At 67.4% G+C, this 13,222-nt stretch carries 14 protein-coding genes and 1 pseudogene; 9 read left to right on the top strand and 6 right to left on the bottom strand.

Features of this window, described 5'->3' with window-relative positions; genetic code table 11:
- Positions 1-535: 535 nt before the first annotated feature.
- From queC to CSW59_RS00710, 4 genes and pseudogenes are all read left to right on the top strand, one after another.
- The gene (gene queC / locus CSW59_RS00695; protein WP_099442237.1) at positions 536-1,312 is read left to right on the top strand and encodes a 7-cyano-7-deazaguanine synthase QueC; all 777 of its coding nucleotides are present in this window, start codon (positions 536-538) and stop codon (positions 1,310-1,312) included.
- 90 nt (positions 1,313-1,402) lie between these two features.
- A complete protein-coding gene (gene queE, locus CSW59_RS00700; RefSeq protein WP_099442238.1) occupies positions 1,403-2,035 on the top strand; it encodes a 7-carboxy-7-deazaguanine synthase in 633 nt (210 codons plus the stop codon).
- Between the two features lie 73 nt (positions 2,036-2,108).
- A complete protein-coding gene (locus tag CSW59_RS00705; protein ID WP_099442239.1) occupies positions 2,109-2,474 on the top strand; it encodes a 6-carboxytetrahydropterin synthase in 366 nt (121 codons plus the stop codon).
- Positions 2,475-2,498: 24 nt separating this feature from the next.
- A pseudogene (locus CSW59_RS00710) lies at positions 2,499-2,789 on the top strand (cupin domain-containing protein); the annotation flags it as partial.
- 6 nt (positions 2,790-2,795) lie between these two features.
- Here the strand turns inward: CSW59_RS00710 and CSW59_RS00715 are convergent.
- The 4 genes from CSW59_RS00715 to CSW59_RS00730 form a co-directional block, all read right to left on the bottom strand.
- Positions 2,796-3,008, bottom strand: coding sequence for a hypothetical protein (locus CSW59_RS00715; RefSeq protein WP_099442241.1), 213 nt, complete (start codon positions 3,006-3,008; stop codon positions 2,796-2,798).
- An 83-nt stretch (positions 3,009-3,091) separates the two neighbouring features.
- Positions 3,092-3,628 carry a response regulator gene (locus CSW59_RS00720; protein WP_099442267.1) on the bottom strand — a complete coding sequence of 179 codons (537 nt, stop codon included), beginning with the start codon at positions 3,626-3,628 and terminating at the stop codon, positions 3,092-3,094.
- A 144-nt stretch (positions 3,629-3,772) separates the two neighbouring features.
- Positions 3,773-4,864: a chorismate synthase gene (aroC, locus tag CSW59_RS00725; RefSeq protein WP_099442242.1), complete on the bottom strand. Its 1,092-nt coding sequence runs from the start codon at positions 4,862-4,864 to the stop codon at positions 3,773-3,775.
- 176 nt (positions 4,865-5,040) lie between these two features.
- Positions 5,041-6,396: a pectate lyase gene (locus CSW59_RS00730; protein WP_099442243.1), complete on the bottom strand. Its 1,356-nt coding sequence runs from the start codon at positions 6,394-6,396 to the stop codon at positions 5,041-5,043.
- Positions 6,397-6,609: 213 nt separating this feature from the next.
- On the opposite strand from CSW59_RS00730, the gene CSW59_RS00735 reads away from it, so the two are divergent.
- Entirely contained in the window at positions 6,610-7,092 is a 483-nt protein-coding gene (locus tag CSW59_RS00735; RefSeq protein ID WP_099442244.1) for a hypothetical protein, read from the top strand.
- Between the two features lie 64 nt (positions 7,093-7,156).
- Positions 7,157-8,113: a GNAT family N-acetyltransferase gene (locus CSW59_RS00740; protein WP_099442245.1), complete on the top strand. Its 957-nt coding sequence runs from the start codon at positions 7,157-7,159 to the stop codon at positions 8,111-8,113.
- On the opposite strand, the gene CSW59_RS00745 is transcribed toward CSW59_RS00740, so the two are convergent.
- Positions 8,046-8,786 (bottom strand): EAL domain-containing protein, encoded by a 741-nt coding sequence (locus CSW59_RS00745; RefSeq protein ID WP_099442246.1) that lies wholly within the window; start codon positions 8,784-8,786, stop codon positions 8,046-8,048. The genes CSW59_RS00740 and CSW59_RS00745 overlap by 68 nt on opposite strands.
- A gap of 205 nt (positions 8,787-8,991) precedes the next feature.
- Here CSW59_RS00745 and CSW59_RS00750 point away from each other — a divergent pair, with 205 nt between their 5' ends.
- Entirely contained in the window at positions 8,992-9,543 is a 552-nt protein-coding gene (locus CSW59_RS00750; protein ID WP_099442247.1) for a DUF2059 domain-containing protein, read from the top strand.
- On the opposite strand, the gene CSW59_RS00755 is transcribed toward CSW59_RS00750, so the two are convergent.
- Positions 9,540-10,859, bottom strand: a complete 1,320-nt coding sequence (locus CSW59_RS00755) for an aspartate aminotransferase family protein (RefSeq protein ID WP_099442248.1) — start codon at positions 10,857-10,859, stop codon at positions 9,540-9,542. The genes CSW59_RS00750 and CSW59_RS00755 overlap by 4 nt on opposite strands.
- A gap of 133 nt (positions 10,860-10,992) precedes the next feature.
- Here CSW59_RS00755 and CSW59_RS00760 point away from each other — a divergent pair, with 133 nt between their 5' ends.
- Complete coding sequence (locus tag CSW59_RS00760) at positions 10,993-11,664, top strand: GntR family transcriptional regulator (protein ID WP_099442249.1); 672 nt, start codon at positions 10,993-10,995, stop codon at positions 11,662-11,664.
- 64 nt (positions 11,665-11,728) lie between these two features.
- Positions 11,729-13,219, top strand: a complete 1,491-nt coding sequence (locus tag CSW59_RS00765) for an aldehyde dehydrogenase (RefSeq protein ID WP_099442250.1) — start codon at positions 11,729-11,731, stop codon at positions 13,217-13,219.
- Positions 13,220-13,222 lie beyond the last annotated feature (3 nt).

Here is a 13,222-nt window from a genome sequence, read left to right on the forward strand (position 1 = left end):
GAGCACGGCCGCCGAAGCGCCCATGACCAGCAGGCTCCGCGTACGCAGAGTTTGCGACATTGAATTCCCTCCCAGACGCAAGCGGCGCCTTATGGGTGGGCCTGCCGCGTCGATGTTTCCTCGACGCCGTACTGTTTTTCACCACGCGGGCGTACGGCGAACCCATCGCAGCATTGCAAGATTGCATACTTGCGTTCTCTGACTGTCAACTGGCGCAAAGGTAAGTGATCGGTGATAGGTTACGGCTTTTCACTTAAAATGCGACCTCATTGTCGCCAGGCGTACAAGTCAATCCAAAATTAGAAGATTGGGTTTGCCGCTTACGTAGCGGAAGTTTTGCCCATCTTCCGGATTTTGTCTCGCTATTCATGCGTGATTGCGTGACAGCGCTCTCAAGAATTCGACTCACTTCGTGAACTGAGTATCGACGGTTGGGCGCGTCTCCCAGGACGCTGGGCCGGCGCCGGTTCCGGCGAGCGCCTGGCTCGTGTAGAGGAGGGCGCATGTTCCCCTTCCCGAAAAGCGAGCGCCGCGCATGAGCCCGCTAGAGCGCCCCTCCGCCGATCAAGCGGCCCTGGTCCTGTTCTCCGGCGGTCAGGACAGCAGCGTCTGCCTGGCCTGGGCGCTGGAGCGCTACGGCCGCGTCGAGACCGTCGGCTTCGACTACGGTCAGCGCCACGTGGTCGAGATGGAGGCGCGCCAGGCCGTGCGCCGCCAGATCGCCGCGCGCTTCCCCCAGTGGGCCGACCGCCTGGGCGAAGACCACGTGCTGGACATCAGGAGCTTTGGCGCCGTCGCCCAGTCGGCCCTGACCGCCGACCGCGCCATCGAGATGACCGGGCGGGGTCTGCCCTCGACCTTCGTGCCGGGGCGCAACCTGGTGTTCCTGATCTACGCCGCCGCGCTCGCGGACCGGCGGGGCGTCGACGCCCTGGTTGGCGGCATGTGCGAGACCGACTTCTCGGGCTATCCCGACTGTCGCCGCGAGACGCTGGACGCCATGCAGAGCGCCCTGAACCTCGGCATGGATCGCAATTTCCGGGTCGAGACCCCGCTGATGTGGCTGACCAAGGCGCAGACCTGGGCGCTGTCCAAGAGCCTGGGCGGCGAGGATCTGGTCCAACTGATCGTCGAGGAAAGCCACACCTGCTACCAGGGCGAACGCGGGACGCTGCATCCCTGGGGCTATGGCTGCGGCGTCTGCCCGGCCTGCGAGCTGCGCGAAAAGGGCTACGCCGAGTGGGATGCGGCGGGGCGCGAGAGTCTTCCTTCTCCCCTTGCGGGAGAAGGTGTCAGCGAAGCTGACGGATGAGGGGTTGATAGACGTGTCCGACCCCGCCCGCGCGACCCCTCACCCGACCCACTGCGTGGGCCACCCTCTCCCGCAAGGGGAGAGGGCGCGATGACCTACAGCGTCAAAGAGATCTTCCTGACCCTCCAAGGCGAAGGCGGCCAGGCGGGCAAGGCGGCAGTGTTCTGCCGTTTCTCCGGCTGCAATCTTTGGAGCGGCCGCGAGCAGGATCGCGCCAAGGCCGTCTGCACCTTCTGCGACACCGACTTCGTTGGGATCGACGGTGAGAACGGCGGCAAGTTCGCCACGGCCGACGACCTGGCGGCCGCGGTCGAGGCCCAGTGGACCGGCGGTCCCGACGACCGCCTGGTGGTCTGCACGGGCGGCGAACCCTTCCTGCAGCTGGATGAGGCGGCGATCAACGCTCTGCACGCGCGCGGCTTTTCGATCGCGGTCGAGACCAACGGCACGCTTCAGGCGCCTCCGGGCGTCGACTGGATCTGCGTCAGCCCCAAGGCCGATGCGCCGGTCGTCCAGACCTTCGGCCAGGAGCTGAAGCTGGTTTTCCCGCAGGAAAAGGCCATGCCCGAGCGGTTCGCAGGCCTCGATTTCGAGCGGTTCTACCTGCAGCCGATGGACGGGCCCGACCGCGACGCAAACACGCAATTGGCTGTCGCCTATTGCCTTTCGCACCCACAATGGCGTTTAAGCGTCCAAACACACAAATATCTCGGCCTGCCCTGACGGATAAGGCGCTCGACTTGGTGACAGGGTCGTTGCGCTAGAGCCTCCCAGGCCTAGTCATAAGAAGCGACATATGAAGCCCGTCTTCGAGATCACGAAGGCCGCGTATTTCGACGCGGCTCATTACATTGAGCAAGGTCCGGCGGACCATCGCTATCGCAAGCTGCACGGCCACTCGTTCAAGGTCGAGGCCAGCGTGCGGGGCGAGATGGCGCCGGCCGGCTGGGTCGCCGACCTTGACACCCTGGACGCCGCCCTCAAGGCCGTCGCCGCCGAGCTGGACCATGGCCTGCTGAACGACAAGCCGGGCCTCGAGACGCCGACCCTCGAGCGCCTGTGCCTCTATTTCGCCGAGCGCCTGAAGGTCCAGTTCCCGGGCCTGTCGCGCGTGGAGCTGTCGCGCCCGACCATCGGCGAGCGCTGCGTCCTGGCGCTTTAGGAGAAGGGTGGGGCGGTGTTGACGAACCTGATCGACGAGGCCGAGGGACTGCCGCACGCCTGGCGCTCGAAGATCATCGGGCGCACGGGCGGGGCCAATATCAAGGTCATTCGCATGGACGAGGCCGGCATCCCGACCGAGAGCCATCCCGACTTCGACGAGGGCTTTCTCGTCGTCGAAGGGCAGATGATCCTGGAGGTCGAGGGGCGTCTCGTCGAAATGAAGGCTGGCGACTTCTATCTCGTGCCGGCCGGCCAGGCCCATAGCGTCAAGCCGGGCGCGCGCGGCGTGCTCTTCCTGATCGACGCCGAATAGAGAACCCTACCGTTCGTCCTTGTCCTTGCGGCTGTCGCCGGGGATGACCGCCCGTCCGGCGGCGCCCACCGCCTTGCCGCCGACCTTGGCCGCGCCGCCGACGACCGCGCCGGTGACGCCGATGGCCGTGCCAGCTACTGCGGCGGCGACGCAGCCGCTCTGGGAGAGGGCGGCCGCGAGCAGGGCGGCGGCGACAGGCGCCTGGCGAATGAAGGGCATGGGGGTCTCACGAGGACGAGCTTGGTTCCTCTCTAGGCCATCATTCCTTTAAATTGCGCCTATCGAAGGGCGGTGGCCGCCCGTCAGGCCCGGGGCGTGTGCTTCGTTTCCGAAGGCGCGTCCACATAGGCCGAGCGGTTCTCTTCGCCGCGTCGCCAGGGGCCGGGATGGCGCGGGCTGTCGCGGCGGCGGCGGTCGGGGCCGAAATAGGCGCCGCCGCGCACGAAGGGGCGAGGGTTCTCGATCAGCTGGGTGAGGCGGTCGATCACCGAGCGCGCGGTGACGGGCTTGGCCAGGAATTCGTTCACGCCGACATCGCGCGCCTCGTTGACGCGCCGCTCGGTCGAGTGGCCGGTGATCATGATCACTGGCGTGTAGGGGTTGGGGCTCTCGGGCGCGCGGCGCAGCAGCTGAACGAAGTGCAGGCCGTCCAGCGGGCCCATGGACAGGTCGGTGATCACCACGTCGATGGCGGTCTGGCGCATCACTGCCAGCGCTTCGACGCCATCCGTCGCCTCGAAAACGTGGCGAACGCCGACGGCCCGAAGGATCTCCATCAGCAAGATGCGCATGTGCTGGTTGTCATCGACCAGCAGGACTTTCAGCAGTTCAAACCGCACGAAATCCACTCCCCTATTCGGCGAGTGTTACTGGCTTGCAATAACGTCGGTCAATAAAAAAGCTTTTGTATTACAATGAAAATGATAATTTTCCCGTATGGGGCCATGTTGGGTTGAAATACACTCACACGTTATGAGTGAAATTCAACCTCCGGTTTGACCCCGATGGCGCAGGAAGGCGTCGGCCAGAACGCAAGCGGTCATGGCCTCGACCACCGGCACGCCGCGAATCCCCACGCACGGATCGTGGCGACCCTTGGTGCGCAGGTCGATTTCCTCGCCGGCCTCGTTCAGCGTCTGGCGCGGGATCAGGATCGAAGATGTCGGCTTGAAGGCCACGCGCGCCACGACCGGCTGGCCGGTCGAGATACCGCCCAGAACGCCGCCAGCGTGGTTGGACAGGAACAACGGCTGGCCGTCGGGGCCCCGGCGCATGGCGTCGGCGTTGTCCTCGCCGGTCAGGGCGGCGCTGGCGAAGCCTTCGCCGATCTCGACCCCCTTGGCGGCGTTGATCGACATCAGGGCCGCGGCTAGTTCCGCGTCCAGCTTGCCGTAGAGCGGCGCGCCCCAGCCGGCCGGGACGCCGACCGCCTCGACCTCGACCACGGCGCCGGTCGACGAGCCGGCCTTGCGGATCTTTTCCAGGTGCTCTTCCCAGACCGGCACGATGGCTGCGTCGGGGGACCAGTAGGGGTTCTGCTCGACCTCGTTCCAGTCCCAGTTGTCGCGATTGATCGCGTGCGGGCCGATCTGGGTAAGGGCCGCGCGCACCGTGACGCCGGGGATGACGAGACGGGCGATGGCGCCGGCCGCCACCCGCGCGGCGGTCTCGCGCGCCGAGCTGCGGCCGCCGCCGCGATAGTCGCGCACGCCGTACTTGGCGAAATAGGCGTAGTCGGCGTGGCCCGGGCGGAAGGCCTGGGCGATCTCGGAATAGTCTTTGGAGCGCTGGTCGGTATTTTCGATCATCAGGCTGATCGGCGTACCGGTGGTGCGCTGGCCGTCGCTGCGCTCGTCCTCGAATACGCCCGACAGGATGCGCACCGCGTCCGGCTCCTGGCGCTGGGTCACGAACTTGCCGCTGCCGGGACGGCGCTTGTCCAGGAACGCCTGGATCATCTCGGCGGTCAGGGCGATCCCGGGCGGGCACCCGTCGACCACGCAGCCCAGCGCGGGCCCATGGCTCTCGCCCCAGGTGGTGACGCGGAACAGGTGACCAAAGGTGTTGTGCGACATGGCGCGGCTTCTAGCCGAAACCGGGCGGGGGAGCAAAAGGGGGGATGAGCTTGCTCACTTGCCCCCTCCGGGCCTACGGCCCTCCTCCCCCGGAGGGGGAAGAAGGGCGCCTTCCGCCCCCGGCGGGGGCGGACGACCCGCGAAGCGGGTCAGGTGGTGGGGGCGGCGGCGGCCGTCTAGCCCCGGACCTTCGCCGCATCGGCCAGATAGAGCTCCAGGTTCGTCCACCCCGAGCCGTCCTTCGCGAGCGCGGCGCCGTCGGCCGTCTTCGGGTTGAGACCGCGAGTCTTTTCCCAGGCGTCGGGCATGCCGTCGCCGTCCGTGTCCTTGGCCGGCTTGCCGGCGGGAAGGGTGGGCCAGCCGCCGGCCTCGGCTTGGTTGTTGACGACCTTGCCGGTCCGGGTGCGGACGCCCTCGACGATCCGGCGATCCACGGGATCGCGCCAGACCGAAGCGCCGGCGTCGGCCAGCACGCGCTCATAGGCCTTGTCGGCCGGTTCGGGCGTCACCTGCGCTACCCCGATGGGCGCGGCCAGGCGATAGCCGGCGGGCTCGGGAATGGAGAAGGTGACGAGGCTCCAGGGATCGGCCGGCACGACGCCGTCCATGCTGTTGCCGGCGAAGTAGCCTTTGGCCTCGGCGTTGCTCTCCTGGAAGGCCACCCGCTTTCCGGAGTTCGGGCCTGGGACATAGGCGTTGTCGACGAAGTTATAGGTCGCGCGCGTGGCCTTGTCGGCGTTGTAGCCAGCATAGCCCTTGCCCCAGTTGTAAAAGACGTTCGAGCGGAAATCGAACAGCGGCCCGACCGGATCCTTGTCTGGTCCGTCGTAGTTGCCCGGCCGGGGCATGCGGGCCATGTGGTTGGCCCACAGGTTGTGGTGGAAGCTGATCCTGCTGCCGTTCCCGCCCCGGATCAGGCTGCCATAGCCGTGGTCGCCCTTGGCGTGGATCGAGTGGGCTAGGCTGTCGGCGATGATCGACCACTGGACGGTCAGGTCATAAAAGCCCTGACCTTCCCGGTCATAGCGCGCCGAGGCCGACAGGGTCTCGTCCACCGACCAGCTGGCCGAGACGTGGTCCAGGATGATCCGTCGGCCGCCGTTGATCCAGATCGCGTCGCCCTCGACCTTGCTTTCGGAGCCCAGGCGCGAGCGGATGAAGCGGATCACAACGTCGTCGGCCGAGACGACCAGGGTCTGGTCGCGCAGGGTGATCCCGCCGCCGGGCGCTGTCTGGCCAGCGATGGTGATCCGACCCTCGCGGATTCTCAGCTCGCTCTTCAGCTGGATCGTGCCGGCCACGTCGAACACCACCGTGCGCGGCCCCTTGGCCTCGATCGCCACCCGCAGCGAGCCTGGGCCGGAGTCGTTGAGGTTCGTCACCCGGATCACCGCCCCGCCGCGTCCGCCGAGCGAAAGCCGCCCCGCGCCCTCTGCGCCAGGGAAGGCCGGGGTCTCGGCGGCGAGGGCGCTCCCCGAGATCAAGGTGGCGACAAGCGCGCCGACGGCGAGGTGAAGATGGCGGCTGATCATGAGCGCTCCCCCAGGGCGGCGACGGCTCGCCCGTCGTTCTGGCGGTGAAGGTGCAGCGCGAGATCAGCTTTGTCCACCGGTGTCATCTAGGCCGTGGCGGCCGTGCCCATAGCCTTGGCGCCCTTCCATTCTAGACGAGCGACGTTCGGGGGTGACAGGCGCGGTCTTGTGATTTACGAATGTAGCTCAAGATTACAAATGTGAGTTTTGCTCATGGCGACCGATCAGGTCCATGTCGGCAAGCTGCCCCTCGAAGGGCGCGCGCCTAGCCGGTGGCGTTGGCTGGTGATCGCCGTCGGCTTCGCGGCGGTGATTGGCATGGGCGGTCAAATCATGGCTCGCCAAGATCGCGCCGAGCAAGCGCGCCGGGACGCCTACTGGCGTGTCGACGGCCCGCCCTGCGCGCCGCTGGATCCGGCGATCTTCCGAAGCCTTCCCCGCTATCCGCAGGCCACGCCCTACGACGAGACGATGTATCGGCGGACCGGTGGGGCGATGACCTGCACGCACCTTTCCGATCGGATCGAGGGCGCGAAGGTCCGCTATCAGGTCTGCAAGTTCAACGCGCCCGACTATTTGGCCGTGTCGCTGGGGCGGCGCGACTGGTTCTACGACCTTACCGACGCGCGGGCGGCGGCGGTCACGGTGGTCAAGGACAAGGTGAGCTGCGTCATTATCCCGCCCTTCAAGATGTGACGGGCTCTTGCGAAACGCCTCCATTCATAGCTAGCTATATAGCGCGCTATGAATGGAGGGCGGCATGGATCTTCTGGCAAGCTATGGCGTGGGGTTCCTGGGCAGTCGGCTGAAACGCCTGGCCGAGCGGATGCAGGCCGACGCGGCCGAGGTCGCGCGGTCGCTGGACCTGCCGGTGCAGCCGGCCCAGATGTCGCTGCTGATGACCATCCGCCTGCACGGCCCCATCGCCGTGGGCGAGCTGGCCGAGCAGCTTCAGCTGGCTCAGCCGACCGTCACCCGCGCCCTCAAGGCCCTGGAGGATGACGGCTTCGTCGAGGCCCGCCGCGCGCCGGGCGATGGCCGCACGCGGCGGTTGGCGCTGACGGACAAGGGCGAGGCTCTGCTGGTCCGCATCCAGACAGAGCTTCTGCCGCGCATCGAGCCGGCGGCGGCGCAGCTGGTCGAGGGCCTGTCGGGCGACTTCATGCAGGGCCTAGCCCAGGTCGAGCAACGCCTGGCCGAGGCTTCGCTGCTGACGCGCATCGAGGCGGCCGAACCGCCCACCATGTGGGCGCGCGACTTTTCCGACGACCTCGCCGAGGCCTTCCAGCGGATCAACGCCGAATGGATCGAGGAGATGTTCGCTCTGGAGGAAAACGACATCGCCTTGCTGTCCCGGCCACGCGAGCTGATCCTGGAAAAGGGCGGGGTGGTGCTGTTCGCGCAAACGCCGCAGCTGGGCGTGGTCGGGACCTGCGCCCTGATGGTTTCCAAGGACGGCTGGGTCGAGCTGACCAAGATGGGCGTGCTGAAGAGCGCACGGGGCCTGAAGGTCGGCGAGTTCCTGCTGGCCAAGACCCTGGAGCGCGCCGCCAGCCTGGGCATGGACAAGATCTACCTGCTGACCAACACCAAGTGCGCTCCGGCCATCCACCTCTACGAGAAGCTGGGCTTCGTCCACGACCCCGAGATCATGCGGACTTTCGGGGCGCGCTACGAGCGTTGCGACGTGGCGATGGCGTATCGGCCGCGAGGCTAGGGACGGCCAGGCCCTCGAACAGCGGCCGGGCGATCGCGTAGCCCTGGACAAGTTCGACGCCCAGGTCGCGCAGGACGGTCAGCTCCTCTTCTGTCTCAACGCCTTCGCAGACGGCGGTGACGTCGAGCTCGGTCAGCATGGCCAGCAGGTGCGAGACGATCGCGCGCTTGGGGCGGTCGCGGTCGATGTCTCGGATCAGGTCCATGTCCAGCTTGACGATGTCGGGCTGGTACTTGGCCAGCAGGTTCAGGCCCGCGAAGCCCGCGCCGAAGTCGTCGATCGCCGTCTTGAAGCCCATGGCGCGATAGGTGCGCAGGATGTCCAGCACATGCTGGGTGTCGAGCGGCTCGTTCTCGGTGAACTCAAAGATCAGTCGGTCCAGCGGAAAGCCGGTGCGCATCGCTGTCGCCAACGTCAAGCGGATGCAGGCGCGCGGCTCATAGACGGCGTTGGGCATGAAGTTGATCGACAGATACGCGCCGCTTTGGGCCAGGCCCAGGCTGGTGGCCAGTTCGATCGCCTTCACCCGGCACTGCTGGTCGAAGACGTAGCGGTTGTGCTCGGACACCGTCGACAGCACCGACCCCGCGCCCTCGCCGCCGGCCCCGCGCACCAGGGCCTCATGGGCGAACACCTGGCCCGTCGAGGCGTCGACGATCGGCTGGAACGCCATGGAAAAGGGCGTCTCGAAATCCTGGCCGTCCCGACAGCCGCTGCACCCTTGAGCCACGTCCGATCTCCGCTGCGATCGCACAGGATGACGGGGGAAGGGTTGAGGTCGGGTTTAGAGGAGCGATTGCGACGTCTCGGCGCGGTCCGGGCGTTGCTTTCAGCGTTCGCGCAACTATAGAGCGATAGCGCTATTGGGGAGACAAGCCATGCTCATCGTCGCCGCGGTTATCGCCATCCTTGTCCAGTCGCCCGTGTCGGAGCCGAGCGCTCGGGTCCAATCGGCGGCCGAGCGGCTGGCGAAAGCCACTTCGCTTCCGGACAGCGAAATGTTTGTAGCCCGGCAGACGAACCTGCCGCCCGCGCGTCTTAAGTCCATGGAGGCCGCCATGGTCGAGAGCCAGGCGGATGCGGCTGGGCTTCGGAGCGCGCTAGCCGCCGCCTATGCCCGTCATCTCACGCTCGCCGAAATCGAAGCCGCGACCGAATTCTTCGAGAGCCCGCTCGGCGCGTCATTCGAGCGGAAGATGCTGAAGCGACAGGGAGAAGCTTTCACGGCCGACGAGACGCGCGCGGCGCAGGCGTTCTTTCAGTCGCCCACGGGCAAGGCCTTCCAGGCAAAGTGGCCCGCTATCGGCGAAGACATTAGGCCCGTGCTTAAGACCTTTAGCGATAAGCTGATAGGCCGCGCCCAGGCGATTCACTGTCGGACAACCAGCGAGTGCGGTCCGTTCTTCGAGAAGCCCAAGCCCAAGCCCTAGTCCACCCGCCCCAGCACCGTCTGGATCGTCTCGACCATGCGGTCGATGTGGCTCTTCTCCAGGATCAGCGGCGGGGAGAGGGCGATGATGTCGCCGGTGACGCGGATCAGCAGGCCCTGGTCAAAGCAGGTTTCGAAGACCTCCATCGCCCGGGCGGTCGGGGCGCCGGGGCGGGGGGAGAGTTCGATGCCGGCGATGATCCCGAGGTTACGCACGTCGATTACGTGGCGCGCGTCGGCCAGGCTGTGGACGGCGTCCTGCCAGTAGCCCTCGACCCCTGCCGCGCGGGCGAAGAGGTCGTCCTCCTGATAGGTCTCCAGCGTCGCCAGGCCCGCCGCGCAGGCCAGCGGGTGGGCCGAATAGGTGTAGCCGTGGAAGAGCTCGATCGGGGCGTCCGCGCCCTCCATCATCGCGTCGTAGATCTGGCCTGAGGCGGCGACCGCGCCGCAGGGCACGGCGGCGTTGGTCAGGCCCTTGGCCATGCAGATCAGGTCGGGCGTGACGCCGAAGCGGTCGGCTGCGAAGGGGGCTGAGACTCGGCCGAAGCCGGTGATGACCTCGTCGAAGATCAGCAGGATATCGTGCTTGTCGCAGATGGCCCGCAGGCGTTCGAGATAGCCCTTCGGCGGGATCAGCACGCCGGTCGAGCCGGCCACCGGCTCGACGATGACGGCGGCGATGTTGGAGGCGTCGTGCAGGGCGACGATCTTCTCCAGCTCGTCGGCCAGGTGCGCGCCGTGCTCCGGCTGGCCCTTGGCGAAGGCGTTGCCGGGCAGACCATGGGTGTGGGGCAGGTGGTCGACGCCGGTCAGCAGGGAGCCGAAGTACATGCGGTTCTTCGGGATGCCGCCCACCGAGATCCCGCCGAAGCCCACGCCGTGATAGCCGCGCTCGCGCCCGATCAGTCGGGTCTTGGTCCCCTTGCCCCGGGCGCGGTGGTAGGCCAAGGCGATCTTCAGGGCGGTGTCGACCGACTCTGAGCCTGAGTTGGTGAAGAAGATGCGATCCAGGCCTTTGGGCGTGATCTGCGCTAACCGCGAGGCGAACTGGAAGGCCAGCGGGTGGCCCATGTTGAAGCAGGGGGCGTAGTCCATCTCGGCCGCCTGCTTCTGGATGGCCTCGCGGATCTTCGGGCGGTCGTGGCCGGCGTTGACGCACCAGAGGCCGGCGGTCGCGTCCAGCACCTCGCGGCCCTCGGGCGTGCGGTACCACATGCCGCTGGCCGAGGAGAGCATCCGAGGATGGGCCTTGAACCGCCGGTTCGGCGTGAACGGCATCCAGAAGGCGTCGAGGTTGTTGGCGCCGAAGTCGGGCATGGCGGGTCTTCCTCCAAGCGCGTCAGGCGAAGTGTGTGCAGTTCGCCGCCCGGACGCGCGCCACCAAGAGTGATCGCTTGCATTGTGATCGCAATTACGCGCCAACTTGCAAGCCCTTCACGGAAAGTCCGGGATGAAGACCCGCAAGCCGCTCGCCGATCAGACAGCCGTGCACGACCAGGTCTATGAGGCGATCCGTCAGGCCCTGATCACCGGCCGGATCGCGCCGGGCAAGGGCGTGTCCTTGCGCAGCTTGGCGGCCGAGCTGGGCGTCTCGCCGATGCCGGTGCGCGACGCGGTGCGGCGGCTGGCGGCCGAGCGGGCCCTGGCGATCAATCCGGCCAACAAGCGCCTCAGCGTGCCCTCCCTGACCGCCGACCGGCTGGAGCAGCTTTCCATGGCCCGCCTGTGGGTCGAACCGGAGCTGGCCGCGCGGGCGGCGCTGGACGCCGACGCCAGCCTGGTGCGCCAGCTCCAAGCCATCGACGCCGATGTCGACGAGGCCCTGCGGCTGGGCGATGTCGACCGCTACATGACCGCCAACCACGCCTTCCACTTCGCGATCTACGAGCGGGCCGGGGCCGAGGTGCTGGAGGCCATGGCCGGCGGCCTGTGGCTGCAGGTCGGGCCGTTCATGCGGGTGGTGTTTGGCCGGGTGGGCGCCGACGGCCTGGCCGCCGACCGCCACGCCGAGGCCATCGCCGCCCTGAAGGCCAAGGATGCCGACGGCGCCCGCCGCGCCATCGCCGCTGACCTTTCCGAAGGCATGGATAAGATGCGCGCGGCCGTGGAGGCCAGCGCGTGACCGGCCGGCTTGACAGCGCCGAGCTGCGCGCAAACTGTGATCACAATAATGGGGATCAAGCTCAGTGACCCTGCCCGCCGATATCGCCGAACGCCTCGCGCGCCTTGCTCCGCCCAGCCAGGCGGTGATCGACGGTGCTCACGTCGACGCGATCTCCGGCCAGACCTTCGACAACGTCTCGCCGCGCGACGGCAAGGTGCTGAACAAGGTCGCCGCCTGCCAGAAGGAGGACGTGGCGCTGGCGGTGTTCAGCGCCCGCACGGCTTTCGAGGACGGCCGCTGGCGCGACCAGGGCCCGCGCGCCAAGAAGGCGGTGCTGTTCCGCCTGGCCGAGCTGATGGAGCGCGACGCCGACGAGCTGGCCCTGCTGGAAAGCCTGGACGTCGGCAAGCCGATCAGCGACGCCCGCAATGTCGACGTGCCCCTCGCGATCAACACCTGCCGCTGGTACGCCGAGGCGCTGGACAAGGTCTATGGCGAGGTCGGGGCCTCGCCGGTCGATCGCCTGAGCTACGCCGTCCACGAGCCGCTGGGCGTGATCGGGGCGATCGTGCCGTGGAACTTCCCGCTGCATATGGCGATGTGGAAGGTCGCCCCGGCCCTGGCGATGGGCAATTCGGTGGTGCTGAAGCCCGCCGAGGAGTCGCCGCTGACGGCCCTGAAGCTGGGCGCCCTGGCCCTGGAAGCTGGGCTCCCGGCAGGGGTGCTCAATGTCGTGCCAGGCTTTGGCGCGATCACCGGCGAGGCCCTGGCCCTGTCGATGGACGTCGACATGATCGCCTTCACCGGCTCGGGCCCGATCGGCCGCAAGCTGATGGAGTATTCGGCCCGCTCGAACCTGAAGCGGATCAGCCTGGAGCTGGGCGGCAAGTCGCCCCAGATCGTCTTCGCCGACTGTCCGGATATGGAAGCCGCCGCCCAGGCCGCCGCCTGGGGCGTGTTCTATAACCAGGGCGAGGTCTGCACCGCCGCCTCGCGCCTGCTGGTCGAGGCCTCGATCCGCGAGGCCTTCGTCGAGCGTGTGGCCCAGGTCGCCAAGGGCATGAAGATCGGCGACCCGCTGGACCCCTCCACCCAGTTTGGCGCGATGATCAGCGAGCGGCAGATGAACACCGCGCTGGGCTACATCGCCATCGCCGGCACCCAAGGCGCGCGGCGGGTGCTGGGTGGCGCTCAGGTCCTGAAGGAGACCGGCGGCTTCTATGTCGAGCCGACCATCTTCGACCGCCTGCAGCCCAGCCACGCCCTGGCCCGCGAGGAGGTGTTTGGCCCAGTGCTGGGGGTGATGAGCTTCACCACCGAGGACGAGGCGATCGCCCTGGCCAACGACACCGTCTATGGCCTGGCCGCCGGTCTCTGGACCTCTGACATCAACCGCGCCCTGCGCGGCGCGCGGCGGCTCAAAGCGGGGCTCGTCTGGGTCAACGGCTGGGACGCCTGCGACATCACCATGCCGTTCGGGGGCTTCAAGCAGTCGGGCTTTGGCCGCGACCGCAGCCTTCATGCGTTGCACAAGTACGCCGACCTGAAGTCGGTGTCCGTGACGCTGAGGTAGCCC

Origin of the sequence: Caulobacter sp. BP25 (genome assembly GCF_002737755.1) — a bacterium.
In the GTDB taxonomy this organism is placed as follows: Bacteria; Pseudomonadota; Alphaproteobacteria; order Caulobacterales; family Caulobacteraceae; genus Caulobacter.

Excerpts from the sequence above, each read along its gene's own strand:
- queC (WP_099442237.1), top strand. The coding sequence starts at position 536 with ATGAGCCCGCTAGAGCGCCCCTCCGCCGATCAAGCGGCCCTGGTCCTG.
- queE (WP_099442238.1), top strand. The coding sequence starts at position 1,403 with ATGACCTACAGCGTCAAAGAGATCTTCCTGACCCTCCAAGGCGAAGGC.
- CSW59_RS00705 (WP_099442239.1), top strand. The coding sequence starts at position 2,109 with ATGAAGCCCGTCTTCGAGATCACGAAGGCCGCGTATTTCGACGCGGCT.
- CSW59_RS00715 (WP_099442241.1), bottom strand. The coding sequence starts at position 3,008 with ATGCCCTTCATTCGCCAGGCGCCTGTCGCCGCCGCCCTGCTCGCGGCC.
- aroC (WP_099442242.1), bottom strand. The coding sequence starts at position 4,864 with ATGTCGCACAACACCTTTGGTCACCTGTTCCGCGTCACCACCTGGGGC.
- CSW59_RS00730 (WP_099442243.1), bottom strand. The coding sequence starts at position 6,396 with ATGATCAGCCGCCATCTTCACCTCGCCGTCGGCGCGCTTGTCGCCACC.
- CSW59_RS00735 (WP_099442244.1), top strand. The coding sequence starts at position 6,610 with ATGGCGACCGATCAGGTCCATGTCGGCAAGCTGCCCCTCGAAGGGCGC.
- CSW59_RS00740 (WP_099442245.1), top strand. The coding sequence starts at position 7,157 with ATGGATCTTCTGGCAAGCTATGGCGTGGGGTTCCTGGGCAGTCGGCTG.
- CSW59_RS00745 (WP_099442246.1), bottom strand. The coding sequence starts at position 8,786 with ATGGCGTTCCAGCCGATCGTCGACGCCTCGACGGGCCAGGTGTTCGCC.
- CSW59_RS00750 (WP_099442247.1), top strand. The coding sequence starts at position 8,992 with ATGCTCATCGTCGCCGCGGTTATCGCCATCCTTGTCCAGTCGCCCGTG.
- CSW59_RS00755 (WP_099442248.1), bottom strand. The coding sequence starts at position 10,859 with ATGCCCGACTTCGGCGCCAACAACCTCGACGCCTTCTGGATGCCGTTC.
- CSW59_RS00760 (WP_099442249.1), top strand. The coding sequence starts at position 10,993 with ATGAAGACCCGCAAGCCGCTCGCCGATCAGACAGCCGTGCACGACCAG.